The 25,478-nt window shown below is 54.7% G+C and carries 29 protein-coding genes; 7 read left to right on the top strand and 22 right to left on the bottom strand.

Annotated features, from left to right (window positions below; all coding sequences use genetic code 11):
- The first annotated feature begins 108 nt into the window (after nucleotides 1-108).
- Genes OGX92_RS17945 through OGX92_RS17935 form a run of 3 tightly spaced genes read left to right on the top strand, consistent with a single transcriptional unit; the run spans nucleotide 109 to nucleotide 2,553 of the window.
- Nucleotides 109-888: a T6SS immunity protein Tli3 family protein gene (locus OGX92_RS17945; RefSeq protein ID WP_286586897.1), complete on the top strand. Its 780-nt coding sequence runs from the start codon at nucleotides 109-111 to the stop codon at nucleotides 886-888.
- A 1-nt stretch (nucleotide 889) separates the two neighbouring features.
- Nucleotides 890-1,150, top strand: a complete 261-nt coding sequence (locus OGX92_RS17940) for a PAAR domain-containing protein (protein ID WP_286586896.1) — start codon at nucleotides 890-892, stop codon at nucleotides 1,148-1,150.
- Nucleotides 1,147-2,553, top strand: coding sequence for a KPHS_23130 family T6SS system protein (locus tag OGX92_RS17935; RefSeq protein ID WP_286586895.1), 1,407 nt, complete (start codon nucleotides 1,147-1,149; stop codon nucleotides 2,551-2,553). The genes OGX92_RS17940 and OGX92_RS17935 overlap by 4 nt, the downstream gene beginning before the upstream one ends.
- 71 nt (nucleotides 2,554-2,624) lie before the next feature.
- Here OGX92_RS17935 and OGX92_RS17930 read toward each other — a convergent pair whose 3' ends face one another.
- The 3 genes from OGX92_RS17930 to OGX92_RS17920 all read right to left on the bottom strand — a co-directional run bounded on the left by OGX92_RS17930 (nucleotide 2,625) and on the right by OGX92_RS17920 (nucleotide 6,166).
- Nucleotides 2,625-3,566: an ABC transporter substrate-binding protein gene (locus OGX92_RS17930; protein ID WP_003826688.1), complete on the bottom strand. Its 942-nt coding sequence runs from the start codon at nucleotides 3,564-3,566 to the stop codon at nucleotides 2,625-2,627.
- Between the two features lie 88 nt (nucleotides 3,567-3,654).
- A complete protein-coding gene (locus OGX92_RS17925; protein WP_286586894.1) occupies nucleotides 3,655-4,650 on the bottom strand; it encodes an ABC transporter permease subunit in 996 nt (331 codons plus the stop codon).
- Nucleotides 4,643-6,166 (bottom strand): sugar ABC transporter ATP-binding protein, encoded by a 1,524-nt coding sequence (locus OGX92_RS17920; RefSeq protein ID WP_286586893.1) that lies wholly within the window; start codon nucleotides 6,164-6,166, stop codon nucleotides 4,643-4,645. The genes OGX92_RS17925 and OGX92_RS17920 overlap by 8 nt, the downstream gene beginning before the upstream one ends.
- 114 nt (nucleotides 6,167-6,280) lie before the next feature.
- On the opposite strand from OGX92_RS17920, the gene OGX92_RS17915 reads away from it, so the two are divergent.
- Together OGX92_RS17915 and yjdP are read left to right on the top strand one after the other, a co-directional pair.
- Nucleotides 6,281-8,545 (top strand): hybrid sensor histidine kinase/response regulator, encoded by a 2,265-nt coding sequence (locus tag OGX92_RS17915; RefSeq protein WP_267440986.1) that lies wholly within the window; start codon nucleotides 6,281-6,283, stop codon nucleotides 8,543-8,545.
- A gap of 69 nt (nucleotides 8,546-8,614) precedes the next feature.
- Nucleotides 8,615-8,944: a DDRRRQL repeat protein YjdP gene (gene yjdP, locus OGX92_RS17910; protein ID WP_003031807.1), complete on the top strand. Its 330-nt coding sequence runs from the start codon at nucleotides 8,615-8,617 to the stop codon at nucleotides 8,942-8,944.
- Here yjdP and OGX92_RS17905 read toward each other — a convergent pair.
- The 19 genes from OGX92_RS17905 to OGX92_RS17815 all read right to left on the bottom strand — a co-directional run bounded on the left by OGX92_RS17905 (nucleotide 8,941) and on the right by OGX92_RS17815 (nucleotide 21,674).
- Nucleotides 8,941-9,228 carry a type II toxin-antitoxin system RelE family toxin gene (locus OGX92_RS17905; RefSeq protein WP_085049650.1) on the bottom strand — a complete coding sequence of 96 codons (288 nt, stop codon included), beginning with the start codon at nucleotides 9,226-9,228 and terminating at the stop codon, nucleotides 8,941-8,943. The genes yjdP and OGX92_RS17905 overlap by 4 nt on opposite strands.
- Nucleotides 9,225-9,476, bottom strand: coding sequence for a type II toxin-antitoxin system Phd/YefM family antitoxin (locus tag OGX92_RS17900; protein WP_149281894.1), 252 nt, complete (start codon nucleotides 9,474-9,476; stop codon nucleotides 9,225-9,227). Before OGX92_RS17900 ends, OGX92_RS17905 begins: the two co-directional genes overlap by 4 nt.
- 78 nt (nucleotides 9,477-9,554) lie before the next feature.
- On the bottom strand, nucleotides 9,555-10,313 hold the full coding sequence (gene phnP / locus OGX92_RS17895; RefSeq protein ID WP_284962490.1) for a phosphonate metabolism protein PhnP: 759 nt from the start codon (nucleotides 10,311-10,313) through the stop codon (nucleotides 9,555-9,557).
- 8 nt (nucleotides 10,314-10,321) lie between these two features.
- Complete coding sequence (gene phnO / locus OGX92_RS17890) at nucleotides 10,322-10,756, bottom strand: aminoalkylphosphonate N-acetyltransferase (RefSeq protein ID WP_126957335.1); 435 nt, start codon at nucleotides 10,754-10,756, stop codon at nucleotides 10,322-10,324.
- The gene (phnN, locus tag OGX92_RS17885; protein ID WP_008786953.1) at nucleotides 10,743-11,297 is read right to left on the bottom strand and encodes a ribose 1,5-bisphosphokinase; all 555 of its coding nucleotides are present in this window, start codon (nucleotides 11,295-11,297) and stop codon (nucleotides 10,743-10,745) included. The genes phnO and phnN overlap by 14 nt, the downstream gene beginning before the upstream one ends.
- 2 nt (nucleotides 11,298-11,299) lie before the next feature.
- Nucleotides 11,300-12,436, bottom strand: a complete 1,137-nt coding sequence (gene phnM / locus OGX92_RS17880; protein WP_126319496.1) for an alpha-D-ribose 1-methylphosphonate 5-triphosphate diphosphatase — start codon at nucleotides 12,434-12,436, stop codon at nucleotides 11,300-11,302.
- Nucleotides 12,433-13,119, bottom strand: coding sequence for a phosphonate C-P lyase system protein PhnL (gene phnL / locus OGX92_RS17875; RefSeq protein ID WP_286586892.1), 687 nt, complete (start codon nucleotides 13,117-13,119; stop codon nucleotides 12,433-12,435). The genes phnM and phnL overlap by 4 nt, the downstream gene beginning before the upstream one ends.
- An 11-nt stretch (nucleotides 13,120-13,130) precedes the next feature.
- Nucleotides 13,131-13,370: a hypothetical protein gene (locus OGX92_RS17870; RefSeq protein WP_286586891.1), complete on the bottom strand. Its 240-nt coding sequence runs from the start codon at nucleotides 13,368-13,370 to the stop codon at nucleotides 13,131-13,133.
- 65 nt (nucleotides 13,371-13,435) lie between these two features.
- On the bottom strand, nucleotides 13,436-14,194 hold the full coding sequence (gene phnK, locus OGX92_RS17865) for a phosphonate C-P lyase system protein PhnK (protein ID WP_126319494.1): 759 nt from the start codon (nucleotides 14,192-14,194) through the stop codon (nucleotides 13,436-13,438).
- Entirely contained in the window at nucleotides 14,191-14,982 is a 792-nt protein-coding gene (gene phnJ / locus OGX92_RS17860) for an alpha-D-ribose 1-methylphosphonate 5-phosphate C-P-lyase PhnJ (protein ID WP_232079158.1), read from the bottom strand. The genes phnK and phnJ overlap by 4 nt, the downstream gene beginning before the upstream one ends.
- A gap of 46 nt (nucleotides 14,983-15,028) precedes the next feature.
- Nucleotides 15,029-16,096 (bottom strand): carbon-phosphorus lyase complex subunit, encoded by a 1,068-nt coding sequence (locus OGX92_RS17855; RefSeq protein ID WP_003826713.1) that lies wholly within the window; start codon nucleotides 16,094-16,096, stop codon nucleotides 15,029-15,031.
- On the bottom strand, nucleotides 16,096-16,680 hold the full coding sequence (gene phnH / locus OGX92_RS17850; protein WP_003826715.1) for a phosphonate C-P lyase system protein PhnH: 585 nt from the start codon (nucleotides 16,678-16,680) through the stop codon (nucleotides 16,096-16,098). The genes OGX92_RS17855 and phnH overlap by 1 nt, the downstream gene beginning before the upstream one ends.
- Nucleotides 16,677-17,129, bottom strand: a complete 453-nt coding sequence (phnG, locus tag OGX92_RS17845) for a phosphonate C-P lyase system protein PhnG (protein ID WP_008786958.1) — start codon at nucleotides 17,127-17,129, stop codon at nucleotides 16,677-16,679. Before phnG ends, phnH begins: the two co-directional genes overlap by 4 nt.
- The gene (gene phnF, locus OGX92_RS17840) at nucleotides 17,130-17,855 is read right to left on the bottom strand and encodes a phosphonate metabolism transcriptional regulator PhnF (RefSeq protein WP_063941252.1); all 726 of its coding nucleotides are present in this window, start codon (nucleotides 17,853-17,855) and stop codon (nucleotides 17,130-17,132) included. It lies immediately after the preceding gene.
- Between the two features lie 20 nt (nucleotides 17,856-17,875).
- Nucleotides 17,876-18,655: a phosphonate ABC transporter, permease protein PhnE gene (gene phnE, locus OGX92_RS17835; RefSeq protein WP_016155398.1), complete on the bottom strand. Its 780-nt coding sequence runs from the start codon at nucleotides 18,653-18,655 to the stop codon at nucleotides 17,876-17,878.
- A gap of 133 nt (nucleotides 18,656-18,788) precedes the next feature.
- On the bottom strand, nucleotides 18,789-19,805 hold the full coding sequence (phnD, locus tag OGX92_RS17830) for a phosphonate ABC transporter substrate-binding protein (RefSeq protein WP_003826724.1): 1,017 nt from the start codon (nucleotides 19,803-19,805) through the stop codon (nucleotides 18,789-18,791).
- 23 nt (nucleotides 19,806-19,828) lie between these two features.
- A complete protein-coding gene (gene phnC / locus OGX92_RS17825; protein WP_003826726.1) occupies nucleotides 19,829-20,617 on the bottom strand; it encodes a phosphonate ABC transporter ATP-binding protein in 789 nt (262 codons plus the stop codon).
- Between the two features lie 132 nt (nucleotides 20,618-20,749).
- A complete protein-coding gene (gene yjdN / locus OGX92_RS17820) occupies nucleotides 20,750-21,199 on the bottom strand; it encodes a VOC family metalloprotein YjdN (protein ID WP_286586890.1) in 450 nt (149 codons plus the stop codon).
- Between the two features lie 139 nt (nucleotides 21,200-21,338).
- The gene (locus OGX92_RS17815; protein WP_003031835.1) at nucleotides 21,339-21,674 is read right to left on the bottom strand and encodes a zinc ribbon domain-containing protein YjdM; all 336 of its coding nucleotides are present in this window, start codon (nucleotides 21,672-21,674) and stop codon (nucleotides 21,339-21,341) included.
- Nucleotides 21,675-22,215: 541 nt separating this feature from the next.
- Between OGX92_RS17815 and crfC the strand changes: the two genes are divergently transcribed.
- Together crfC and OGX92_RS17805 are read left to right on the top strand one after the other, a co-directional pair.
- Nucleotides 22,216-24,573: a clamp-binding protein CrfC gene (gene crfC, locus OGX92_RS17810; protein ID WP_286586889.1), complete on the top strand. Its 2,358-nt coding sequence runs from the start codon at nucleotides 22,216-22,218 to the stop codon at nucleotides 24,571-24,573.
- Nucleotides 24,570-25,463 carry a diguanylate cyclase regulator RdcB family protein gene (locus tag OGX92_RS17805; RefSeq protein WP_003826733.1) on the top strand — a complete coding sequence of 298 codons (894 nt, stop codon included), beginning with the start codon at nucleotides 24,570-24,572 and terminating at the stop codon, nucleotides 25,461-25,463. The genes crfC and OGX92_RS17805 overlap by 4 nt, the downstream gene beginning before the upstream one ends.
- Nucleotides 25,464-25,478 lie beyond the last annotated feature (15 nt).

Here is a 25,478-nt window from a genome sequence, read left to right as displayed (position 1 = left end):
CGGAAGTGGTGGGCTATAAGGGCTGGACCCGGATGCACTGCGATATGGATGCAGGGAAATAATCTGCAATGGGATATGCCCAAACCGCTTAATGTTTAAGGATGAATTATGAATAAGGGAAGAGCGTTAAAAATAATAATCGGAACTATTTCGCTATGTGCTATCGCTGGCTGTACGAAAAAAACACCCTCACAAGTTATTTATCGCTATGATGATAGCCGGTATCTCGAACTAAAAGGTTTCGATTGTGAAGGTGCGCTTTGGTATCATGATACCAGGAGAAATATACATAAAGAATTAGTAAATGGCATTTATTCAACGTATCAGGTATTTTCCGGAGTATATATTCACCCGTCAGATAAGTATATTCTGATACCGCGATGGGAGCCAGATGCTTACAAGATATCTAAAGATTACGGTCAAACGTGGCAGCTCGCAATATATATGGCTTCTTTCCCGGCGCTGGAGAGAAACTCAGACGGTATTATGCGCGACTATCCTGAAGGAAAAGAAATAAAAAGAGTGGTGGTGGTTAATAATCAGGCATTTATTTCCACTGCACAAGGACATTTGTATATGAGCTCATACCCTTTTGACGACCCGCGTCTGGCGCCGGGTGGTCCAGGTATAGACTATCAATACTTTGATGACACCTATTATCTCTACAGACCTGGCAAGCATAAATCCGGTGGCGAGTATGTGGACGGCCATACCAGTCCTGAGTTTCCAGGTGCTGCGTGGGGAACGGTGGTATTTATGAAAGCATCTTTAGCCCATTTAACGGAAGGTTATAAGGCTAACTATCAAAACCTGCCGGACAAAGAGCCGGAGGTGGTGGGCTATAAGGGCTGGACCCGGATGCACTGCGATATGGATACAGGGAAATAATATGAAAGGTGTAATCAGGCTAAACGATCCGCTGGAAAATGGCGGATATGTCAATAAAGCTTCTGGTAGCAAGTTTATGGGAATTCCTGTCGCTTTACAGGGGGATACTGTGGTTTGTATTCTGCACAAAAGTACCTTCCCAATACTTGATTTTGAGCCAACCTGGACAATGGACGGCAAAGGCGTCGTTGTGGATGGCTGTAGGGCCGCATGTGGTTGTGCAATTAAAACCACACTACCAACGGCGGGGACAAGCAAATGAGGAAATGGAAGATACCAAACAAGAATCCCTATGAAGAACCAGAAAAATTCCCGCTTAATATTATGCTGATCATTAGCTGTGCTATCTTTCTGTTTTTTATAACGTACAATATATTCAGCTGGTTGCAGGACAAGAAAGTTCCTGATGATCTGATATGGAATGCAATAGGTATCCCGTCGCTAATAGTATTAGCAATCTGGTGTGTGGTGGTAATCACTTACGGTGTTATATCTTTTCCATGTTACTATGCGGGTTATCTTGAGCAGTATGGTATGAACCAGTGGAAAAACTGGGCAATACGGGCATTGCCTCTTTTAGACTATTCATCCATTCTCCCGGTGCCTGAACTGGCATTAAAAATTCAGAAACTAGAGGGTGAAGCGCCAGAAGGTTCTGCAACGCCGTTACGCATTGATATTGAAGTTGACTCAATGGATGACGCCAGAGTTGATAAAGTACTAAGGCAGTTGATAGAGCCCCTCAAATGTTCTCTTGTCAGGGATTATCGGCCTTTTACTACCTGGCTGTACGTTAAGGAAGCGGATGACACTATCGGCAATAGTTTCAAGGCGGTGCTGGCAAGTCTGAGCATCCCCAAAGGTAAGGTCGGAAAAATCAATATTCTTCACAAATGTCCTGATTATTTTTTAATAAATGAGTGGGTTGATTTAAATATTTCTGAAAATAACCTGGTTATTACCGTTGAATTGCATGATGAAAATAATGCTGATTTTTTTGAAAGTGCTAATGCCTTTATTTTTACCAATACACAACTGCTTAAAGATAAAGACACACCGTTATATTTATTACGCATGATGGACAGTACCCCTTACTATCTTGATGAAATCGTAAGTACATATCTTTCTGCACAGCAAGTTGATGTTAGTAAAATTAAAAAACTATGGTTCAACTCACTGGATAAGCAGTCAAAATTCGTATTGTTTAGTGGGTTAGAAAACGCAAAAACGAGCATTTTGGCCGATAGTCGATATGAACTGGAGGCCGTCACTGGGCAAAGCACAGAGGTTCAGCGCTGGGTTGTATTAGCGTTGGCTGCGGATGCTGCAAAATATGGTCAAGGCCATCAGTTATTCGCCAGTACATCCGCAGATACTATTCAATCCGGCATAATAGCTGCTAAATATCCAGGATGCTGGCCTGCACTTGATAAGCTGGATTTCCATGATTATTGGAGAGTCATAAAATTGTGCGCAATTATTTTATGGTGTATGGGATTTGTAAGTCTCGTACCACTAGAACTGTTCCAAAGTCACCCCTGGTATACGTTTGCACCTTTGGTTATTGGTATTCTGGTTATTTACACGGCGGTTATGATTTTTTCTTTTATACTGAGTCATAATATAGAAGAGGAAATGGATATTTATTACTCTCAGTTTTTATGAGGTAAGCGCCCTGACGGGCGCTCTTGCTTCTTTGACTCTCTTTGTGGCAGGAGCCTTAGTCGGTTCAGGATTTATTTCACCGTCCAACCCTTATAACTGCCGACGTTGTTTTTATCGATCATCGTCACCGGGATCAGCACGGGTTCTTTCGGGGCGGGTTTCCCCTGCAATATGTCATAGCCGATTTCGACCGCTTTGGCAGCCATCACCTGCGGATCTTGTGCCGGAGTCGCCACAAATAGTGAGTTTTCGCGCTTCAGCGCTTCTTCACCGTCCGGGGATCCATCTACGCCGACAATAAAGAATTCGCTACGCTGCGCCTGTTTTGCCGCCAGATCGGCACCGATCGCCGTCGGATCGTTAATGGCGAATACGCCGTCGATCTTCGGATTCGCCGCCAGCAGCGCGGTCATGATCTCCAGCCCGCCTTCGCGACTGCCTTTGGCGTTTTGGTTATGCGACAGCACCTTGATGTCAGGGTGGCGTTTAAACTCAGTCTGGCAGCCTTCCACGCGGTTCTGGACGGCGGAAACCGGCGGCCCGTTGATGATGACGACGTTGCCTTTGCCTTTCAGGCGGTCGGTAATGTATTTACAGGCCATTTCACCTGCCTGGGTGTTATCGGAGGTAATGGTCGCGTCTGCGCCTTCCGCTGCCACGTCAACGGCAACCACCACGATCCCGGCGTCTTTCGCGCGTTTTACCGCCGGGCCGATGCCCTTGGAGTCGGCGGCGTTAAGGATAATCATGTCGACTTTGGCGGCAATAAAGTTGTCGATCTGCGACACCTGTTGCCCCAAATCGTAACCGCTGGAAACCAGCGTTACTTTAACGCTATCACCTGCCAGCTTGCGTGCTTCCAGCTCCGCGCCTTTGGTGATCTGCACGAAGAACGGGTTGGCCAGATCGCCCACCGTAACGCCAATCGATTTCAGTTCTTTTGCCTGCACAAACGGAGCTGCAGCAAGCAGGGCGCCAGCACAGAGCGCGGTCACTAATGGCTTCAAACGCATACTCGTTTCCTCACGTAGGGTATTGTTGTTATACGCCTGATGGCGCTGCGCTTATCAGGCCTACGAATGAGCAGGCCAGTAAGCTTGTCTATGCACTTTGATGGTGTCGGGTACGGTATTTGTCGATTAGCACCGCTATGATGATCACCGCCCCTTTGATCACCAGTTGCCAGAAATAGGAGACGCCCATTAGCGTCATGCCGTTATTGAGCGTGGCGATTATCAACGCCCCCACCAGCGTGCCGGTGATGGTGCCGATCCCGCCAACAAAGCTGGTGCCGCCGAGGATCACCGCCGCGATGGCGTCCAGCTCGTAACCCATACCTAAGTTGCCGTTGGCGCTATACAGCCGCGAGGCGCTCATCACCCCGCCAAGACCTGAGAGCAAACCGCTCATGCCGTAGACGAACAGCAGCACCAGCCACACTTTGATCCCGGTTAAACGTGCGGCCTGCATATTGCCGCCGACCGCGTAGATATGAACGCCGAGCGTGGTGCGGCGCAGAATGAACCAGCACACCACCACCACCGCCAGCGCAATGACCACCAGCCACGGAACCGGGCCGAGATAGTTGTTACCGATCCACTCAAAGCTGATATTGGAGTTAATCACCGTTGTACCGTCGGCCAGCAGATAGGCCGCGCCGCGCAGCGCCGTATAGGTTCCAAGCGTGACGATAAACGGCGGTAGTCCGGCAAAAGCGACCAGCGCGCCGTTAAATAATCCCAGCACCAGGCCGAGCATCAGCGCCGCCGGAATTGACAGCATGGCAAGCTCAGGAATAAGAGAAACGACCATGGCTGCGACGGCGGTGGTGCCGAGAATCGAGCCAACCGAGAGGTCGATCCCGCCGGTCAAAATAATGAAGGTCATGCCAGCCGCCAGCACGATGTTGATCGACGCCTGACGGGTTATATTCAGCAGGTTGCTTTCGGTAAAAAAGTTAGGCGCGATAAAGCCAAATACCGCCACAATCAGGATGAGAATCGGTAAGATGCCGACCGTTTGCATCAGATCGCTCATCAGCATTTTTTTTGCGGAGGCGGATTTCACCACCTGCTGGGGAGGGGTTGGATTATTCATGGGGCACCGCCTGATGGTGGGAGTCGTTCACGCCGGTAGCCAGCGTCATAATATTTTCCTGGGTAATACTTTGTCCGTTCAGCTCGCCGGTAATGCTTCCTTCCCGCATGACGTACACGCGATCGCTCATGCCGACGACTTCCGGCAGTTCGCTGGAGATCATCAGGATCGCTACGCCTTTGCGCGCCATATCGTTCATGATCCGGTAGATCTCGCTTTTGGCGCCAACATCCACGCCGCGCGTGGGTTCATCGAGGATCAAAATACGTGGGCCGATCGCGACCCAGCGTGAAATCAGCAGTTTTTGCTGATTTCCGCCAGACAGCCCGCCCGCGCGTACCTGTGCGTGCGGCACGCGGATGTTGAGCAGCTTGATGGCGTCATCGGAAATAGCCTGCGCCTTTTTGCGATCGAGCATGCCCCAGTTGGCGTCACGCTCCAGCGTTGCCATGGTGATGTTTTCTGCCGCTGCCAGCTCTAAAAATAATCCCTGCTCTTTGCGGTTTTCCGTCAGAAAGCCAATGCCGTGGTCAATCGCCTCTCGCGGGGAGTGGATCACTACCGGTTCACCGTCTACTTCAATCATGCCGCCGATGGCTTTACGCACGCCAAAAATCAGCTGAGCCAGTTCAGAACGCCCGGCGCCGACTAACCCGGCCAGGCCGACGATCTCCCCGGAGCGTACCAGCAAGCTGCACGGCTGGACTTTATGGCCGTCGGTCAGGTGATGAACATTGAGGCGTGCTTTACCTAAGGGAATGTCGCGCTCTTTGTTGAACAGATCGCTTAACGGACGACCCACCATCATGCGCACCAGCTCCGAGGCGTTGAGCTTGTCGCGGGTCAGGCTGCCAACATATTGTCCGTCGCGCAGGACGCTGACGCGGTCCGAGAGTTCGTACACTTCCGCCATGCGGTGGCTGATGTAGATAATCGCCATCCCCTCATCGCGCAGGCGCATGATCAGTTCAAACAGGCGGTGGGTTTCACGTGAGGAGAGGGCGGCGGTGGGTTCATCCATTACCAGAATGCGGCTTTTACGGTGCAGGGCACGGGCAATTTCCACCTGCTGCTGTTCGGCGATGGTCAACGTCATCACGCGGTCGCTGGCCTTAAACTGGGCGCCGAGTCGGTCGATAACTTTCTGCGACTGCATGACCATCTCTTTACGCTGGACCAGACCGCCGCGCGACAGCTCGCTGCCAAGAAAGATATTTTCTGCCACTGTCAGGTTTGGCGCGAGCTGCATCTCCTGATAAATCAGCGTGATGCCTGCGCTAAGCGCGTCTTTTGGCCCGCGAATGTGGAACGGCTGACCGTCAATCAGGATCTCACCGCTGGTGGCGGTATAGGCCCCTGCGAGGATCTTCATCAGGGTACTCTTCCCCGCGCCATTCTCGCCCATCAGGGCATGAATCTCGCCCGGCCAGACCGTTAAATCGACCCCTTTCAGCGCGTAAAATTTGCCAAACGATTTAGCAATGTTGCGCATCTCCAGAACCGGTGTCCTGCTCATGGCGGATCTCCTGTGGGGTGGCCGATATCAGCAGTCCATCACAGGAATGTAAATGCAAAATGTCAGAAGCCGTTCATATTTGTCATATTGCGATTTTTCTTCACGGAGCGTGATATGCCGCAACCGGGACGTCACTTTTTCGCCAGTGCGCGCGGACGATTGCTGTTCTTCAATCTGCTGGTGGTGGCGGTCACGCTGATGGTGAGCGGCGTGGCGGTGCTGGGTTTTCAGCACGCAAGCCAGATTCAGGAGCAGGTGCAGCAGCAAACCGTTGACGACATGACCGGCAGCATGAACCTGGCGCGCGATACGGCGAACGTGGCGACGGCGGCAGTGCGGCTGTCGCAGGTGGTCGGGGCGCTGGAATACAAAGGGGAAGCGGAGCGGCTGCAGGAGACGCAAAAGGCGCTGAAGCAGTCGCTGGAACAACTGGCTACCGCGCCGCTGGCGCAGCAAGAGCCGGTGCTAGTCGAGCGTATTATCCAGCGCAGTAATGAACTACAAAGCAGCGTAGAAGGGATGTTGCAGCGCGGGCAGCGGCGACACCTGGAGCGTAACGCGTTGCTCAGTTCGCTGTATCAAAATCAAAGCTATTTACGTCATCTGCAAAAGTTGACCGGCGCGCAGGATGATGCGCTGCTGGGGCAGATGGACCGCTTAATTGTTGCCGCCATCGACACGCCCACGCCGCGTTCGGTGGTGAAACAACTGGATGCGGTGATGCCTGCGCTTCCCTTGCGCCATGCTAGTCCGCTGATTAGCGGTATCCTCAACGACTTCAACCAGGAGCTGCATAAGCTGGAGCCGCTCTCTTCCGCGCTGGAGCAGAGCGATTTGGCCATCAACTGGTATATGTTTCATATCAAAGCGCTGGTGGCGATCCTCAACAGCGATATCAATCAGTATGCCTCGCAGGTGGCGCTGATCTCAGAGCAGCGGGTGGCGCAAAGCCATCAGGAACTGCAATCCGGCGCGTTGTTTATTTTAGTGTTTGCGCTGCTGGCGGTGGTGATCACCGGTTTTGCCGGATGGTATATCTACCGTAATCTCGGCTCCAACCTGACGGCCATTTCACGGGCGATGACCCGGCTGGCGCACGGTGAATCAGACGTCAGCGTCCCGGCCCTGCAGCGGCGTGATGAGTTAGGCGAGCTGGCCCGCGCCTTTAGCGTCTTTGCCCGGAATACGGCGTCGCTGGAGCACACCACCCGATTGCTAAAAGAAAAAACCAGTCAGATGGAAATCGATCGCACCGAGCGTCAGGGGCTGGAAGAAGCGCTGTTGCACAGCCAAAAGCTGAAGGCGGTGGGGCAACTGACGGGTGGATTAGCACATGATTTCAATAACCTGCTGGCGGTTATTATTGGCAGTCTGGATCTGGTGAATCCGGAGTCGCCCGATGCGCCACGGGTCAATCGGGCGCTAAAAGCCGCCGAGCGCGGGGCGCTGCTTACCCAGCGACTGCTGGCCTTTTCGCGCAAACAGTCGTTGCACCCTCATGCGGTGGAGCTGAAAACGCTGCTGGAAAATCTGGGCGAACTGATGCGCCACTCTCTTCCGGCCACGTTGACGCTGGAGATTGAAGCCCAGTCTCCCGCCTGGCCCGCGTGGATTGACGTCAGCCAACTGGAAAACGCCATTATCAATCTGGTGATGAACGCCCGTGACGCCATGGACGGGCAGGCGGGCACGATTAAAATCCGTACCTGGAATCAGCGGGTCACGCGCAGCGATGGGCGCAAGCAGGATATGGTGATGCTGGAGGTTGCCGACCAGGGAAGCGGGATGTCACAGGAGGTGAAAGCCCAGGTCTTCGAGCCGTTTTTCACCACCAAACAGACCGGAAGCGGCAGCGGACTGGGGCTGTCGATGGTCTACGGTTTTGTGCGCCAGTCCGGTGGCCGGGTGGAGATTGAAAGCGCTCCCGGGCAGGGAACGACGGTCAGGCTACAACTGCCTCGCGCCGTTGTGCCAGTGCAGGCTCAGGCAGAACCGGTGGCGGTACATGCGGCGAACAGCAGTGAAAAACTGGTGTTGGTGCTCGAGGATGAGGACGATGTACGCCAGACGTTGTGCGAGCAATTACACCTGCTGGGCTACCTGACGTTAGAGGCCGCAAACGGGGAACAGGCGATGCATATGCTGGCGGCTTCATCCGAGATTGATATTTTTATCAGCGACTTAATGCTGCCAGGTGGTTTAAGCGGCGTGGATGTGGTTAACCATGCTCAGGCACATTATCCGCAGTTGTCCATCCTGCTGATAAGCGGTCAGGATTTACGTCCGGCGCATAACCCGGCGTTGCCGGATGTGGCGCTATTGCGTAAGCCTTTTACTCGGGGAGAGCTGGCGCAGGCGCTGCGGCATTCGCGTAATTGAGATTCCTCCGCTACCCGCGCAAATACGCTTTGATTACCGTGGAGCGAGTTTCTTGATGAGGCTGGTTTTATGCAACGCTCCGCGACATTCCTTCTTTTTAGTTTGCTAATGCTGACCACCGTATCGGCACAGGCGGATATTATCGATGACGCCATTGGTAATATTCAGCAGGCGATTAACGACGCATACAAACCGGACAACGGGCGGGATTATGATGACTCCCGTGATGAAAGCTGGCAGCGCCAGATGAGTGACGACCGGCGCAGGCAATATGACAATCGCCGCCGCCAGTTTGAAGATCGACGTCGCCAACTGGATGACCGTCAGCGTCAGCTCGATCAAGAACGGCGTCAGTTAGAAGACGAAGAACGCAGAATGGAAGAAGATTACGATCGTTAGCGTAATCTTTCGCTGGCAAGGTTATAGACTTCACTACGCTCGCGTTTACCGACGGCAACGACCGCGATGACCAGGGTGTCGTCAATGACTTGATAAACAAGACGAAACCCTGATGTTCGTAGTTTGATTTTGTAGCAATCTTTTATTCCCCTGAGCTTTGCTGAAGGGACATGTGGATTTTCACAGCATTTCTTTAGTTTTTTGGCAAATTGCTGCTGAATGGCTTTATCAAGTTTTTGCCATTCTTTCAGCGCATCTTCCCTGAACTTTACCGTATAACTCATAAGTAGCTGTCCAGATCCACATCCACCAGGGGTTGTTGGCTTCGTTCATGGACTAATTTAACCAGCTGTTGGTCATCCAGTGCATCGAGCATTTTTTCGTAAAGCTCTGCTGGCACACAATAAAAGGCGGGTTGGTTACGGTTCAGGATTGCGACCGGAAACCCATCCCCTGCGTTAACAGTTGCCATCGGGTTCTTTTTCAGCTCACTCACACTGGCGGTGGTATCGCTTAAAATGATATGCGGCATAATCGCTCCTAAAGACCATTTAACTGGTCTTAGTATAGGATTTAAGAGACCTGTTAACAAGTCTTATTGTCCGGGAAATTAATCCAGCACAATCTCCATTCCGTCATATCCTGCCTCAAACCCAGCGGGAAGCTGATTTTCCATCATCCACAGGTCGAACTGGTGGCTGATGTGCGTCAGGATCACTCGTGGGCAGCGGATGACGTCGTTCAATGCGATAACGGTGTTTAAATCACAATGATTGCGCGGTGGCTCGGCGCGCGGGGCATGGCTGCAGTCAATGATAATCACCTGAGGCTGGTTATTGTGGAGAAACTTCAACGTCTTGTCGGGAAGTCCGGCGGTATCGGAGAGCCACGCCACGCGGCTATGTGCGGTCTCCAGCAGATAACCAAACGTCAGCTTTGAATGGTTGAGCGGTAGCGGTGTTACCTGCAATCCTTGCAGGTCGAACACCACGAACGGTGCCACGGTATGGCTAAAATCGAGGATGCCGGGATGCTTAAACAGATCGTCGCAACCCTGTTCATCCGGCGGACCGTACACCGGGATGGTCGTCCCCACGCCCCAACGTAGCGGAAACAATCCCTGTACATGATCCATATGATAATGGGTCAGCAGAAACTGCTGGAAGCTGCCCGCCGGCCAGTCGTCCATCAGATGCGGGATCCCCGCGTCCAGCAGCGTCACCGCATTATTGAACTTGACCACCCCGCTACATGGGCGTCGACGGTATTGTGCCTGTAAGCGTGCTCGTTGGCAGGCCGCGCAGTCGCAGCCAAATGTCGGCACTAGCTGTGCGCCGCCCGTTCCCGTCAGCGTAATGGTCAGACTCATGGCTCCCCCTACAACGGTTTGGTGAAGCGAAAATGGCTCATGGTATAGCCTTCACGCTGGTAAAAACGGTGTGCGTCAAGGCGTTGGGTGCTGGTGGAAAGTTCGGTGACTTCTGCGCCCGCTTCGCGCGCGGTGGCTTCGGCCCAGGTCAGTAACTGACTGCCGACCCTTAACCCTCGTGCCTGTGGCATCACCACCAGTTCCTGAATCTCGCCAATCCAGTTGGCGTGGTGCAGATGAAACTGCAGGTGCAGGCCGATCAAGCCGACGACCTGTCCGTCGAGCAGCGCCAGCTGGTAGTGCATATTGGGATCTTGCAGATTTGCGGCGTAGCCAGCGCTAAAGGCCTGCAGATCGAATTGGCCCTGCTTCAACTCACAGACAAGCGCGTAAACCGCATCGGTATCGTATAGCGTGGCGCGGCGTAATTCACAGACAGACATGTTTCTTCTCCTTGCGTCCCATCAGTGTGAGTAGTGTATCGACAGACTGTAGCAAACTTCCATCGTTGTTCAGGACGTGGCAGTCATACGGGGCGTAGCGGGCTGCGCGTTCAAGGCGGGCGGCGATTTCCGTTTCGCTCTCCCGTCCACGCGCCTGCAGGCGCTGGCGTAGAATCGCCGGAGAAACCTGTAAGCAAATGGGGAGTAAAGATGTGCCGTAACGGGCCTGCGCCTGGGGCAGATGCGCGCGCGAGCCGTTGACCACCACATCAAAACCGGCGTGTAGCCAGAGGTCAATCTCCACGCCAACGCCGTAGTAGAAGCCATTGGCGTGCCAGCTCAGCGCCAGTAGGTTCTGCCCGGCGCGGGTAAAAAATTCTTGTTCGCTCAGCGCAATATGATTTTCATTCCCGGCGTTGGCGGCGCGGGTGATGTAACGGTGCGCCACCAGCAGTTGCGCCGGTTCCTGCTGGCGGAGTTCGGCCAGCAGACTGTCCTTACCGGAGCCGGATGGCCCCATCAGCCAGATCAATTTACCCATAGTCAGAATACCCTTTTGCCCTGACGCCAGACGTGATCGATATGGATGTTGCCGCCTTTGCGGTGCGCCAGCACCAGATCCGCGCGTTTGCCTTCGGCAACAACGCCACGATCGTCGAGATTTAATGCCCGTGCCGGATTGCGGGTCACCAGACGAATGGCCTGTGGCAGCGTAAAACGGTTGGCGTCGTCGTCCGCTACGCGAAACGCCGCATCGAGCAGGCTGGCGGGATAGTAGTCGGAGGAGAGAATATCCAAAAGCCCCAGCTCAGCCAGCTTATGCGCCGCTACGTTGCCGGAGTGAGAACCGCCGCGCACGATGTTGGGCGCGCCCATCAGCACGTTCATACCATGCTGGCGCGAGGCTTCAGCCGCTTCGAAGGTGGTGGGAAATTCGGCGATCACGCTGCCAAGCTGGTGCGATTCCAGCACATGATCATGGGTGGCATCATCATGGCTCGCCAGCGCAATCTGGCGCTCACGACACATCTGGGCAATCGCCGTGCGATTGGGCTGTGACCAACGCGCCGCCAGCGCTAACTGTTCTTCTTCATAGCGGGCCATCTGCTCGTCGGTGAGCGAATACTTGCCTTGATAATACTCGCGGTACTTCTCGCGATTGGCGAACTGACGCTGGCCTGGCGAGTGATCCATCAGCGACACCAGCGTTACCGGCTCGCGGCTGACTAGTTTTTCAAACAGCGGCAGGGTAGTGTGATGCGGCAGCTCACAGCGCAGGTGCAGGCGATGCTCGGCGCGATTGACCCCGCGCTTTTGCGTCTCTTCGACCGCATTGATCATCTTCTCCAGATTTTCCAGACGGTCGCCGCCGTCGCGCACATCGCCAATTGCCACCGCGTCCAGTACGGTGGTAATGCCGCTGGCGACCATTAGCGCGTCGTGGCTGCTCATCGCCGAGTGGGCAGGCCAGTCTACCTTTGGGCGCGGGGTGAAAAATTTGTCGAGATTATCGGTATGCAGCTCGATAAGCCCTGGTAGCAGCCAGCCGCCTTCGCCGTCCAGCGCCTCAGGTAGGCTGCTCGGACTTTCTGCAAAGGTGCGAATGACCCCGCCCTCGATTTCCAGCGATCCTTGCACCACTTCATCTTCCAGCACCAGCTTTACATTATTGATAATCATGCTGTTGTTCCCATCAGATGCAGACGATCCGCGACGCGGTCGCGCACGGTTTGATCGTGAAAAATGCCGACAATTGCTGTGCCGCGGGCTTTCGCCTCTTCAATTAATGCGACGACGGCGGCGCTATTTTTGGCGTCCAGCGAGGCGGTAGGCTCATCAAGTAGCAGAATTGGGTAATCGACGATAAACCCGCGAGCGATGTTGACGCGCTGCTGTTCGCCGCCGGAAAAGGTCGACGGCGCCAGGTGCCACAACCGCTCCGGCACGTTCAGGCGGGTAAGCAGGTTAGCTGCTTTGGCTGCACACTCCTCACGGGAGACCCCCAGATCCAGCAGCGGTTGCATCACCACATCCAGTGCGGAAATCCTTGGGATCACGCGCAGGAACTGGCTCACCCAGCCGATGGTTGAACGGCGAACCTCCAGTACTTTGCGCGCCGGGGCCTGCACCAGATCGACCCATTCATCGCTGTGGCGGATGTGGATGCGTCCTTCATCTGGCAGGTAGTTGGCGTACAGCGAACGTAGCAATGTGGATTTGCCGCTGCCCGAGTGACCGTGCAGCACCACGCATTCGCCGCTTTTAACGTCCAGAGTGGCGTTTTGCAGCACCGGTAGACGCACGCCGTTTTGCTGATGCAGGACAAAGGTTTTACTGACATTTTCAACGCGGATCGCGTTCATTTTTAGCCTCTTTAGACATTTTTGCGTTCGATTGCCTGATGCGCTTCGCTTATCAGGCCTACAACCAATGCCGCTCCGTAGGCCGGATAAGGCGTAGCCGCCATCCGGCACAAGCGATGCCGTTCCGTAGGCCGGATAAGGCGTAGCCCCCATCCGGCACAAGCGATGCCGCTCCGTAGGCCGGATAAGGCATAGCCGCCATCCGGCACAAGCGATGCCGCTCCGTAGGCCGGAAAAGGCGTAGCCGCCATCCGGCACAAGCGATGCCGTTCCGTAGGCCGGATAAGGCATAGCCGCCATCCGGCACAACAAAAAATCAGTTCTGCAAAACCGACGACACCAGCAACTGGGTATACGGATGATGCGGGTCGTCGAGCACGCGGTCGGTTAACCCACTTTCCACCACCTGACCTTGCTTCATCACCAGCAAACGGTCGGCCAGCAGGCGCGCGACGCCCAAATCGTGGGTGACAATAACTACCGCCAGATCCAGTTCCACCACCAGGCCGCGCAGCAGGTCCAGCAGTTTGGCCTGTACGGAAACGTCCAGCCCGCCGGTAGGTTCGTCCATAAACACCAGTTTGGGATGGGTGACGAGGTTGCGGGCAATCTGAAGGCGCTGCTGCATGCCGCCAGAAAAGGTGGTGGGCAGATCGTCGATACGCGAGGCAGGGATCTCTACCTCCTCCAGCCAGCGCTGAGCGGTGGCGCGGATGTCGCCGTAGTGACGCGCGCCGGTGGCCATCAGGCGTTCGCCGATATTGCCGCCTGCGGAGACCTGACGGCGCAGGCCATCCAGCGGATGCTGATGCACCACGCCCCATTCGGTGCGCAGCAGACGGCGACGGTCGGCCTCGTTCATGTCGTACAGCGAACGGTTCTGATACAAAATCTCACCGCTCTGCGGCGTCAGCCGTGAAGAGATCGATTTCAGCAGCGTGGTTTTGCCGGAACCGGACTCGCCGACGATGCCCAGCACTTCGCCTGGCCACAGGTCAAAAGAGACATCGCTGAAGCCCTTGCCCGGCGCGTAGAGATGGGTCAGGTTGTTGACTGAAAGCAGCGGTTGCGTCATTTGCTGAGGGCCTCGCTCTGTTGGCGGCAGTAGTCGGTGTCGGAGCAGACAAACATGCGTTTGCCGGTGTCATCGAGCACCACTTCATCGAGATAGCTGTAGGTTGAGCCGCAGATGGCACAAGGCTCATCCCAGCTCTGCACGGTAAACGGGTGATCGTCGAAATCGAGGCTTTCCACGCGGGTGTAAGGTGGAACGGCATAGATACGCTTTTCGCGGCCAGCGCCAAACAGTTGCAGGGCCGGCATCATGTCCATCTTTGGATTGTCGAATTTCGGGATGGGCGACGGGTCCATGACGTAGCGGTCATTGACCTTCACCGGATAGGCGTAAGTGGTGGCGATATGGCCGAAGCGGGCGATATCTTCATACAGTTTCACCTGCATGATGCCGTACTCTTCCAGCGCGTGCATGGTGCGAGTTTCCGTTTCACGCGGTTCGATAAAGCGCAGCGGCTCAGGGATCGGTACCTGGAAGATGATTATCTGATCTTCCACCAGCGGTGTTTCCGGGATGCGGTGGCGGGTCTGGATCAGCGTTGCATCTTCCGTACGCTCAGTGGTATTCACTCCGGTCACACGCTTGAAGAAATTACGAATCGACACGGCGTTAGTGGTGTCGTCTGCGCCCTGGTCAATCACCTTCAGCACGTCCGGCTCGCCAATCACGCTGGCGGTAAGCTGAATACCGCCGGTTCCCCAGCCGTAGGGCATCGGCATTTCACGTCCGCCAAACGGGACCTGGTAACCCGGGATTGCCACCGCTTTCAGAATTGCGCGGCGGATCATGCGTTTGGTCTGCTCATCAAGATAGGCAAAGTTGTAGCCGGAGAGGTTAGTGGTCACGGGTGGCCTCCTGTTGCAGGCGTTTGAGCAGTTCCAGTTCGGCCTGGAAATCGACGTAATGGGGAAGTTTGAGGTGCGAAACAAAACCCGCCGCCTCGACGTTATCCGCATGCGCCAGCACGAACTCTTCGTCCTGCGCCGGTCCTGTGACCGTTTCATCGTATTCGGCTGCCTGTAGGGCGCGGTCCACCAGCGCCATCGCCATCGCTTTACGTTCGCTCATACCGAACACCAGCCCGTAGCCGCGGGTAAAATGGGGGGATTCATTTTCTGGCGCGACAAACCCGTTAACCATTTCGCATTCGGTCATCAGCAGTTCGCCGACGTTCACCGCAAATCCCAGCTCTTCTGGTACGGTTTCCAGTGCCACATAGCCACTGCGGATTTCGGCGGCAAACGGGTGGTTGCGCCCGTAACCACGCTGAGTGGAGTAGGCCAGCGCCAGCAGATAGCCTTCGTCGCCGCGCATCAGCTGTTGCAGACGTGAAGCACGTGAGCAGGGGTAAACCGGCGGCGTGCGGGTGATGTCGTCGGGTGTCGCGCCATCATCCTCTTCACGCTTTGCCAGTCCCTGGTTGGCCAGAAGGGAAAAGACGTGTGGGGAGGCATCCTGCGCGCCGTCTGCGCTGCGCAGAGACGGCGTTTCGCCATTGGCCAGCAGGGTAAAATCCAGCAGGCGATGGGTGTAATCATAGGTTGGTCCCAACAGTTGCCCGCCGGGAATATCTTTGTAGACCGCCGAGATTCGGCGCTCAAGGCGCATTTCTGCACTGTTAACCGGTTCACTGACCGCCACTTTTGCCAGCGTAGTGCGGTAGGCGCGGAGCAAGAAGATGGCTTCGACGTTATCACCGCTGGCCTGCTTCAGCGCCAGCGCCGCCAGTTCGCGGTCGGCGATGCCGCCTTCGGTCATCACCCGGTCAACGGCCAGGTTCATCTGCTGTTCGATTTGTGCCACGCTCAGTTCAGCAATGGTCTCATCGCCCCGGCGTCGGTTTTCCTGTAGGGCGTGGGCGTTGGCTATCGCCTTTTCGCCCCCTTTGACGGCGACGTACATCAGCACACCTCCACATGGGTGGTTCGCGGAATAGCCAGCAGGCGTTCGCCGCAGGTGAGGATCAGATCGACCCCCAGTGGGAACGGGTGCGGGCGTTCGGTGAGTTCGTGAATCAGGCATTCCGGCAGCTGTGGCGCGATCATGCGCTCTTCGGCAATGCCCGCACCGGTCAGACGCAGCATACGTCCGCCGCTTAAGCCTGCGACCTGCACAATCAGCGTGGCGCTGGTCTCTGGCGCGACGGCTGAACCGGCGGAGAGGGCGTTAAGCTGTTCGCTGCTGATGCGCTCGTCGGCGACGGCAAAGGCCGCCAGCTGCGGCTGATCCACCAGCGGCGCGTTGGTATGAAAACGCAGGTTCTGGCGGGCAATATCGTTATCCATCGACGGCGCCAGCCAGACCGGCGTGTCGCCATCGACCAGGGTCAGCAGCACGCTGGTGGTCGCCAGACCCAGCGGCTGCCAGCCGTGTTTCAGTTGATGCAGGGCGACGATTACGCCCGGTTCGCTCATGGCTTTCAGCAGGCGACGAAAGCTCTGCTGAGCATCCTGAACGGGTAAATTAAAAGCGGTCTGTAAAGTCATGCGTTATCTCCGCGTACCAGCGTGAAGAAGTCGACCCGGCTGGCGTTGACTTCGGCACGGCGTGCGTTAATCAGCGCATCGCGTTCCGCTTCCAGCGGGGCAATTAAGGTTTCCATTAGGTTCTGGAAATGCGTTTGTTCCTGCAGCAGTGCGTCAATCACCGCGCACTGCTCGGCATGTTGTTTATTGCGTCCCAGCAGGTAGCTGTAACCCAGCGTGCCGCTCTTCAGGCGTACCACTGCGCGGGTAAGGGTGGTGTCACCGGCAAAGAAGCGGTTGCCGGTACCGCCCATACGGGCCTGGATCTGCATCAGTCCGCTTTCCGGAGCGCGGATAAGTTCATAGTCCGGCGTCAGCTTGAGCGCGGTGATGCGGGCGTTCAGGGCATCGGCATTGCTGTATGCCAGCGCGCGCATCCAGCGCTGGCGGGTGGCGGTATCGAAATGCATTCAGTGCTCCATAGTGAATTCGATCATGTCGGCGCGGGTCAGGCTGACGGAGTATTCCGCCGCGTGTTCTTCGCCTTCACGGTGGTTCAGGGTGCGCACGCACAGCAGCGGCGCCATATTGGGGATTTCCAGCACCTTGCTCTCTTTGGCCTGCGCGCGGCGGGCGCTGATGCGCGTTTGCGTGCGTAGCAGCCTCAGACCGGACTGTTCGCGCAGGTAGTCATGCAGCGAACCGCTGTTGAAGCCTTGCAGCAGCGGCCACAGCGAGAGGTCGGAAAAATAGTGGTCGATCTGGCACAGTGCGATGCCGTTAACCCGGCGCAGGGTGCGCAGGTGAATCACGTTATCGCCCTCGTTTATGCTGAGCGCATCGGCAATGTGGCTGGAGGCCGGACGCAGCACCGCCAGCAGTTTTTCGCTGGTGGGATGGCTGCCCTGGTCCAGCAGATTCTGACTAAAGCGCGCCTGGGCATTAAGCGGGTAATCGAACGGGCGCATCAGCACCAGCACGCCGACGCCCTGACGACGCTGAACCCAACCGCGTTCAACCAACTGGTCAATGGCGCGGCGCAGGGTGTGGCGGTTTACCTCGTAGCGCGCGGCAAGCTGATGCTCGGCGGGCAGATAGTCACCGCAGCGATAATGTTGACGTAGCTCCTGCTCAAGTCTCGCGGCAATTTCCTGATAACGCGTTGGATAACTGGTCGGATGTGTAGACAAGTGCATAGCAATCAATGCCTCGCTAATCAGATAAAGTGCTTACGCAAACGCTGGGAAAGAAAATCCAGCAGGCTGACGGTGACGATGATTAACACCATCAGGGCGCAGGTTTGCTGGAACTGAAAGCCGCGAATCGCTTCCCATAAGGTCACGCCAATACCGCCTGCACCCACCATTCCGACCACCGTGGCCGAGCGAACGTTGGATTCAAAGCGATACAGCGAGTAGGAGATAAGCAGCGGCATGACCTGTGGCAGAACGCCGTACAGAATCTCTTCAATTTTGTTGGCACCGGTGGCGCGAATGCCTTCTACCGGACCTGGCTCAATAGCTTCTACTGCTTCGGAAAGCAGCTTGGAGAGTACCCCGGTAGTGTGGATAAACAGTGCCATCACCCCGGCGAATGGGCCTAACCCGACGGCGACCACGAACAGCATGGCGAAGACCATTTCATTGATGGCGCGGCAGGCGTCCATCAGGCGACGCATCGGCTGGTAAATCCACCACGGGACCAGGTTATCGGCGCACATCAGGCCGAAGGGGATCGACAGCACAACGGCGAGGGCGGTACCCCAGACGGCAATTTGCAGAGTGACGGCCATTTCACCGAGATAGTCCTGCCACTGGCTGAAGTCCGGCGGGAAGAAGTCGGCGGCGAAGGTCGCCATATTGCCTGAATCCTGGATTAGCGTGAGCGGAGCCATTTCGGCACCTTTCCACGAGACTACCAGTACGGCGAGAAGAATGGCCCAGCTCAGCAACGAGAACCAGCTACGTTTGGGCGGGGCGACGGTGATGGTTTGCATGTTTAGCTCCTGGGTGTCGATGTTTCGGGTCTGTTGTAGGCCGGATAAGGTGCTGGCACCGCCATCCGGCATGTAATCCTTTGCATTGCCTGATGGCGCTGCGCTTATCAGGCCTACAATTTGGGCACCAGGGTTACTGCACCGCTTTGGTGACGCTGGTCATAGCGCCCAGTGCGGCGGTCAGACGGTCAAGGTCATCGAGCTGCGCTTTCAGCACCGAGGTTTTGCTGGTTTTCTCTTCCTCGTTCAGCCCTTTGTTGTCCTTCACACCCTGCATCTCTTTAAACAGCGCCAGCTGGCGAATCGGCACCAGTTGCAGATCGCTGGAGGCGCGGAACGGTGCCCATCCCAGGCGTTCCAGTACGGTTTTCTGTTCCGGTGTTTTTCCGTAATTCATAAAGAAGTCGTACACCTTGTCCTTGGTGGTTTCGGAAAGGTTTTTACGCCAGACGATCGGATCGCCCGGGATCAGCGGTGACTTCCAGATAACCTTCAGCTCTTTCAGTTTTTCCGGCGCGGAAGTTTTCAGCTTGTCGAGGTTTTCGGTGTTGTTGGTGGCGACATCGACCTGCTTGTTGGCGACGGCCAGCGCGTTGGTTTCGTGTCCGGCGTTAACGGTGCGTTTGAAGTCACTGGCGGAGATGTTGTTTTTGGCGAAGACGTAGTAACCGGGGACGAGGAAGCCTGACGTTGAGTTAGGATCGCCGTTGCCGAAGGTCAGATCCTTACGTTTAGCGATCAGATCGTTCAGGTTATTGATCGGACTGTCTTTGTTAACGATCAACACGCTCCAGTAACCCGGGGATCCGTCGGCGGCGACGGTCTGAGCAAACACTTGCCCGTTAGCGCGATCCACCGCTTCCATTGCCGAGAGATTGCCGTACCAGGCGATATCAACTTTGTTAAAGCGCATTCCCTGGATGATCCCGGCGTAGTCCGGGGCGAAGAAGGCGTTCACTTTCACGCCCAGTGATTTTTCCATGTCCTTCAGGAACGGTTCCCACTGCGGCTTCAGGTTTTGCTGTGATTCGGTCGAAATAATGCCAAAGTTCAGCGCTTTTTCTTGCTCTTCGGCATGGGCCGGGGTGAGCAGTGTGCTGAGACTAAACATGCTGGTGAAGGCCAGCGCGGCAATTGTTCTATAACTCATTTCCATTCCTCATTGTGGGGATGTCAGGCAGCCTGCGCGTTCTGTTCGACGCGGTTCATGCTGCGGTAGAGATGGTCAAAACGATCGTTATCAAAATGCTGGCTGCTGCCATCAAAGAAGACGTTGCCCTGGCGCAGCGCGACGATGCGTTCGCAGTAGCGCAGGGCGTAATCCACCTGATGCAGCGTGACGACCACGGTGATGCCGTCGGTCTGGTTTATGTCGCGTAGGGTGTCCATCACGATGCGGGCGGATTCCGGGTCCAGCGAGGCTATCGGCTCGTCGGCGAGGATCACTTTGGCCTGCTGCATCAGTGCGCGGGCGATTGCGACACGCTGCTGCTGACCGCCCGAAAGCGTGGAAACGCGCTGGTATGCAAAGTGCGCCATGCCCACGCGGGTCAACGCCTGTAATGCACGCTGTTTTTGTTCCTGGCTAAACCAGCTAAAACAGGTACGCCAGAATGGCGTGCTGCCGAGCGCGCCAATCAGGACGTTCTCCAGCACCGTCAGGCGGTTCACCAGATTGAACTGCTGGAAGATGTAGCCGGTGTGGGCGCGGCTTTTGCGGATATCGCGCGCCAGGCGGCCTTCATGTTGAACGGTGCGGCCCAGCAGCTCGACGCGGCTACCGGGGGATTTATCACCGGTGATCAAACCGCTTAAATGACGTAAAAGGGTGGATTTGCCGGAGCCAGACGGCCCAAGCAGAGCCACCATCTCACCGGAACAGATGTTCAGATCAACCGCATTGAGCGCCTGATGTTGATTGAAGGACTTGGAGAGTTTCTCGACGCGAATAATCGTTTGCATGATGCGGCCTCCCTAAAAAAGTGGCCCCATCGTGGCGGATTAATGTGACGTTTTCGTTAAGGGATGGTTACTCGACGATGAAGAGTTGAGCGATATTTGATGACAGTACGGGAGGGCTGGCCTCCCGTTGGATTACTCTGTAGGGGGTTGCTGTTGTTTGACGACGTTGATCATCCACGGCACGCCATACTGGTCGCTCACTTTACCGAAACCGTGGGCCCAGAAGGTTTCCTGCCAGTCCATTTCGATTTTTCCGTTTGCTGCCAGGTTATCAAACCAGCGTTTGCCTTCATCGACGTTTTGCGTGTCGAGCACCAGCGTAAAGCCAGAGTAGTGAGCATTTCCGTCCGGGGCGCTATCGCTCATCATGATGTCACTACCCGCAACGCGCAGGTTGGCGTGGGCGATGGCGGTATCGGGGAATTTCATGCCTGAAGGGCAACCATCTTCGCTATCCTGCGCCGATTTGGGCATTTCACCGAAGTTGATTTTGTAGAGTAGCTCAGCGCCTAACGTTTTTTGATAGTAGGCGATAGCGTCAGCGCAGTTGCCTGTAAAGGAGATATAGGGACTTAACGGCATAATCTTTACCTCAGGTAAAAGAAGCCAATTAAGTGTAGTTAGCGTCTGCAAAAATAAACCAGGCGGGAAGTATGAGCTTCCCGCCTGGCAGAAGAGCTGGTGTTGACCTGATTAGCGTCGCGCTATCAGGCAAATTGCATCAGTTCTTTTTCACAAACTCAGATTTCAGCTTCATTGGGCCAAAGCCATCGATTTTGCAATCGATGTTGTGGTCGCCTTCAACCAGACGAATGTTTTTCACTTTGGTACCGATCTTCAGCATGGAAGAGCTACCTTTTACTTTCAGATCTTTCACGACGGTAACGCTGTCGCCGTCAGCCAGCAGGTTGCCGTTGGCATCTTTAACGATCAGTTCGTCGCTGTCCTGCGCCGGTTCAGCATCGTTCCATTCGTGAGCGCATTCCGGGCAGATGAACATGCCGTTATCTTCGTAAGTGTATTCGGAGTTGCATTGCGGGCAGTGTGGTAATGACATGTGGATTTCCTCAAAAGTCAGCAGGGGCAAATGCGCCCAAAAAATGGCAGATTGCCGAAAAAGGCCGCAATTATACATAAAATCCCTGCTTTTGTCGGGACTACTGCGTGATTACGCAAAATGATCTGCTGTAAAGACCCTCTGCTTTCACCTCAATGAAAGTATGGCGGAATATTTTTTAAGGGAAATTGCTACGCTTAGATATTTAAGATAAGGTGAGGCGAAATATCTGATATTCATAGGTAACATTGCTTAGAAATGCCTAAGTCATTGTGATTGAATATCATTGAACCCCTTAAATTTAGTAGGGGGATTCCGCTGGCATTTTTTAAAACTGAACTACGCTGTTTATCTTTCTTACTTATTTTCATAAGTGAGAGGCATCAGACCAGCGGTTATACACCAAATTTATTTTAATAATATCAATTGGTTGTTTTGATTTTAATTATTTCTATACGTAATTATAAAAGCCAAAAAATCTATAAATAAAACGATTGGGCTAAATAAAAGCAATGCCATTTGCGTTAAGGAAAAATTTTCCATGCACACACAGACAATATATGAATTAAGTCAGGAAGCGGAACGCTTGCTGATGCTCTCGCTTGAACATCTCAGGCAATTGCAAAAATTGCCCGTGACCTCGTTGGATGATGTCGCGCTAAAACAAGGAGAGCAGAGCAGTCAGGTTGTTCAGCCCCTGCATTTCAGCGCGCGTGGCATGGATGTCCAGCAAGCAACGCTCAATAATGAGCTGCGCAAGATTACGCGTCTGGAAATGGTGCTGGCGATTGTTGGCACGATGAAAGCGGGAAAATCGACGACGATTAACGCGATTGTAGGTACAGAAGTTTTACCTAATCGTAATCGCCCCATGACGGCGTTACCAACGCTAATACGCCATACGCCGGGGCAGAAAGAGCCGGTGCTGCATTTTTCACATGTCGCGCCGATCGATGCCTTAATGAAGGTTTTGCAGCAGCGCGTGCGCGAGTGCGATCGCCTGCGTCTTACGCAGACCCTGGAAATTGACAAGGATATGAATGTTCTGCTGCAACATATTGAAAATGGTGTGGCATTTGAACGGTATTATCTTGGCGCACAGCCTATTTTCCATTGCCTCAAAAGCCTGAACGACCTGGTGCGCCTGTCAAAAGCATTGGACGTTGATTTTCCTTTTGCTGCTTATGCCGCGATTGAGCATATTCCGGTTATTGAGGTTGAGTTTGTCCATTTGGCCGGACAGGCAAGCTACCCAGGGCAATTAACGCTGCTGGATACCCCGGGGCCGAACGAGGCGGGACAACCGCACTTACAAAAAATGCTCAATGAACAGCTGGTGCGGGCCTCTGCGGTGCTGGCGGTGTTGGATTACACCCAACTGAAATCGATTTCCGATGAGGAAGTGCGTCAGGCGATTATGGCGGTCGGCAAGTCAGTGCCGTTATATGCGCTGGTCAATAAATTCGATCAGAAAGACCGCAACAGTGATGATGAAGAACAGGTGCGGGCGTTGATTTCCGGCACGTTGATGCAAGGCGGAATCTCCCCTGAGAGAATTTATCCGGTTTCCTCAATGTGGGGCTATCTGGCGAACAGGGCGCGTCATGAGCTGACGATGCGCGGGCGACTGCCGGATCATCAGGAGCAACGTTGGGTGCAGGATTTTGCCGAAGCGGCGCTTGGCAGACGCTGGCGCACCACCGATCTTGACGATACGGAACACATCCGCCATGCCGCCGACCTGTTGTGGGAAGACTCGCTGTTTGAACAGCCGATCCAGAAAGTGATCCATGCCGCTTATGCTAATGCTTCGCTGTATGCGCTTCGCTCAGCGTCACATAAGTTATTGAACTATGCACAAAGCGTGCACGAATATCTGGAATTTCGCGCCCATGGGTTAACGGTCGCCTATGACAAACTGCGGCTGAACATCACGCATATTGAAGAGGATATGCAGCAGTTAGAAGTGAGCCAGGGGCGGGTGAGCGATGAAGTCAGCCATGAAGTAGAACTGGCGCTGGAGGCTGCTGCTGCCTATCTCAGTGAGCAACAAACCGAGATTCTTTGCGGTATCAACACGTTCTTTGTCAAAGAAAACGTCCTGATGATGTCACAACACGGTCTGGGGAATGCTGTGAATACGGCAGAAATGGCCGGAGAGATGTTGGTGTTGCATGATGAAGGGCAGGCGAAAATTGTGTTAGATAAAATTCGCTCGTCCTGTGAGGGGGTATTGCTGGCGGCGCAGGAAAGCATCAGCCGGGACTTAGCCCTGCGTTTTGAACAGCTTGAGTCGACGCTCTCCCGGGCGCTAAATGACGCGATGCGGCCAATTGAGCAAAGGGTGAAAGAGGAGCTAAACCACGCCGGTTTTCGTGCGCGGATCCGTTTTCCAGCGTTCCATACGGCGATGTTTAATTTCAATACCCGCCAATTGTTTAACGAGGCCATTGAGCAGGATATTCCGGCAGAAAATGCGCCGTCTACTGGCGGTGTGGTGCGTGACACTTTCTCTCGTTGGCTAAATCAACCCAACTGGGGATGGAATGATTACGTCGAAACAAAAACGCGTTATCTCATTGATATGGGCGCATTGCATAAAAACCTTGTGCAGTACGTCTCCCAGTTTTGCCAACAAATTCGTAAAGCTTTAGCTGCTCAGGTCGATATCTCCGTTACGGCTGGCATGGCCACATTTTTTGCTGATTTCTCTCTGTGTCTGGCGCAATTGCAGGCGAGTCTGAGTGAGAGTCTGACGCTACGCCAACAAAATGAATCTGCGGTGAATGCAATGAATGAGCAATTGCAACAGCGCATTACGATTGCGGCATGGCTTTATGAAGATTCCCGATTGCTGCGTGACGATATCAATACCCTTTTTGCAACCGAGCACACATGACTAACGTTTTACTGGAAGGCCCCGGGAGGACGCTGGAGTGTGTCTACCCGAAGTTTATGGTCGATCTGGTTCAGGGAGATGAAACCAAACGTTCCGGCGGTTTTCTGCAGCAGCAGCAGCGGCTGCGCGCGCGTCTGACGCAGGAAGTGTTATCCCAGACGCAACTGCGTGCGTGGGTGATGGCAGGAGTGTCCAGCGAACATCTGGTGATGCGCCTTAAGCTGGTGGAGAAGCTGGCAGGCATGATTGACCCGGGTCATCTGGCGCTGGTACGGATCGCCGAAGGGCTAATGTTTTTGCAACAAACAGAACACCCGCGTGGGCTTTCAACCCCCGGTCTTTTACAGCAAATAAATTCACTGACTGATTGGTTTACCCAACGCGCGGCGTATAAAGAGAAGGCGCTGACCCAGCGCGGCCTGACGGTTCAGGCGGGCGAGCATAGCGAACAAATTTTTACCCGCTGGCGGGCTGGCGCGTATGACGGCTGGTCGTTACCAGGACGCTGTTTTGTCGCGCTGGAGGAGCTACGTTGGGGAGCTTTTGGTGATGCCTGCCGGTTAGCGAATGCCGATGTGGTGTTAATGCTAAAAGACAACCTGCGAACCATGGCTGCTCAGGCATTGGCGGACAGCGTGAATGCAGCGCCCGCTACGCGTCATTACTATCATCATTGGCTCAGCACGCCAGCTGTCGGCGGATCGGGCGAGTATAACGATATGCTGAGCTGGCTGGGGAGCTGGTGCGATGCGCAACGTCATCCTGTGAGCTGGTCGGTGACGCAGCGTTGGCAAAATGTGGCGCTGGGAATGCCGCGATTGTGTTCGGCAAAGCGGCTGGTCGATGCGATGGTTGAGGAGATTTTTGCACCGACCCTGCTCGTCAATTGAGCAGGGCTGGTGAGT

The sequence above is a fragment of the Citrobacter sp. Cpo089 genome (assembly GCF_030332695.1).
Lineage (GTDB): Bacteria > Pseudomonadota > Gammaproteobacteria > Enterobacterales > Enterobacteriaceae > Citrobacter > Citrobacter portucalensis.
This window is presented reverse-complemented; position numbering and strand designations above follow the sequence as displayed.

Bases quoted from the DNA above. Each gene is read 5' to 3' on its own strand.
- OGX92_RS17945 (WP_286586897.1), top strand. From the start codon at position 109: ATGAATAAGGGAAGAGCGTTAAAAATAATAATCGGAACTATTTCGCTA.
- OGX92_RS17940 (WP_286586896.1), top strand. From the start codon at position 890: ATGAAAGGTGTAATCAGGCTAAACGATCCGCTGGAAAATGGCGGATAT.
- OGX92_RS17935 (WP_286586895.1), top strand. From the start codon at position 1,147: ATGAGGAAATGGAAGATACCAAACAAGAATCCCTATGAAGAACCAGAA.
- OGX92_RS17930 (WP_003826688.1), bottom strand. From the start codon at position 3,566: ATGCGTTTGAAGCCATTAGTGACCGCGCTCTGTGCTGGCGCCCTGCTT.
- OGX92_RS17925 (WP_286586894.1), bottom strand. From the start codon at position 4,650: ATGAATAATCCAACCCCTCCCCAGCAGGTGGTGAAATCCGCCTCCGCA.
- OGX92_RS17920 (WP_286586893.1), bottom strand. From the start codon at position 6,166: ATGAGCAGGACACCGGTTCTGGAGATGCGCAACATTGCTAAATCGTTT.
- OGX92_RS17915 (WP_267440986.1), top strand. From the start codon at position 6,281: ATGCCGCAACCGGGACGTCACTTTTTCGCCAGTGCGCGCGGACGATTG.
- yjdP (WP_003031807.1), top strand. From the start codon at position 8,615: ATGCAACGCTCCGCGACATTCCTTCTTTTTAGTTTGCTAATGCTGACC.
- OGX92_RS17905 (WP_085049650.1), bottom strand. From the start codon at position 9,228: ATGAGTTATACGGTAAAGTTCAGGGAAGATGCGCTGAAAGAATGGCAA.
- OGX92_RS17900 (WP_149281894.1), bottom strand. From the start codon at position 9,476: ATGCCGCATATCATTTTAAGCGATACCACCGCCAGTGTGAGTGAGCTG.
- phnP (WP_284962490.1), bottom strand. From the start codon at position 10,313: ATGAGTCTGACCATTACGCTGACGGGAACGGGCGGCGCACAGCTAGTG.
- phnO (WP_126957335.1), bottom strand. From the start codon at position 10,756: ATGTCTGTCTGTGAATTACGCCGCGCCACGCTATACGATACCGATGCG.
- phnN (WP_008786953.1), bottom strand. From the start codon at position 11,297: ATGGGTAAATTGATCTGGCTGATGGGGCCATCCGGCTCCGGTAAGGAC.
- phnM (WP_126319496.1), bottom strand. From the start codon at position 12,436: ATGATTATCAATAATGTAAAGCTGGTGCTGGAAGATGAAGTGGTGCAA.
- phnL (WP_286586892.1), bottom strand. From the start codon at position 13,119: ATGAACGCGATCCGCGTTGAAAATGTCAGTAAAACCTTTGTCCTGCAT.
- OGX92_RS17870 (WP_286586891.1), bottom strand. From the start codon at position 13,370: ATGGCGGCTACGCCTTTTCCGGCCTACGGAGCGGCATCGCTTGTGCCG.
- phnK (WP_126319494.1), bottom strand. From the start codon at position 14,194: ATGACGCAACCGCTGCTTTCAGTCAACAACCTGACCCATCTCTACGCG.
- phnJ (WP_232079158.1), bottom strand. From the start codon at position 14,982: ATGATCCGCCGCGCAATTCTGAAAGCGGTGGCAATCCCGGGTTACCAG.
- OGX92_RS17855 (WP_003826713.1), bottom strand. From the start codon at position 16,096: ATGTACGTCGCCGTCAAAGGGGGCGAAAAGGCGATAGCCAACGCCCAC.
- phnH (WP_003826715.1), bottom strand. From the start codon at position 16,680: ATGACTTTACAGACCGCTTTTAATTTACCCGTTCAGGATGCTCAGCAG.
- phnG (WP_008786958.1), bottom strand. From the start codon at position 17,129: ATGCATTTCGATACCGCCACCCGCCAGCGCTGGATGCGCGCGCTGGCA.
- phnF (WP_063941252.1), bottom strand. From the start codon at position 17,855: ATGCACTTGTCTACACATCCGACCAGTTATCCAACGCGTTATCAGGAA.
- phnE (WP_016155398.1), bottom strand. From the start codon at position 18,655: ATGCAAACCATCACCGTCGCCCCGCCCAAACGTAGCTGGTTCTCGTTG.
- phnD (WP_003826724.1), bottom strand. From the start codon at position 19,805: ATGAGTTATAGAACAATTGCCGCGCTGGCCTTCACCAGCATGTTTAGT.
- phnC (WP_003826726.1), bottom strand. From the start codon at position 20,617: ATGCAAACGATTATTCGCGTCGAGAAACTCTCCAAGTCCTTCAATCAA.
- yjdN (WP_286586890.1), bottom strand. From the start codon at position 21,199: ATGCCGTTAAGTCCCTATATCTCCTTTACAGGCAACTGCGCTGACGCT.
- OGX92_RS17815 (WP_003031835.1), bottom strand. From the start codon at position 21,674: ATGTCATTACCACACTGCCCGCAATGCAACTCCGAATACACTTACGAA.
- crfC (WP_286586889.1), top strand. From the start codon at position 22,216: ATGCACACACAGACAATATATGAATTAAGTCAGGAAGCGGAACGCTTG.
- OGX92_RS17805 (WP_003826733.1), top strand. From the start codon at position 24,570: ATGACTAACGTTTTACTGGAAGGCCCCGGGAGGACGCTGGAGTGTGTC.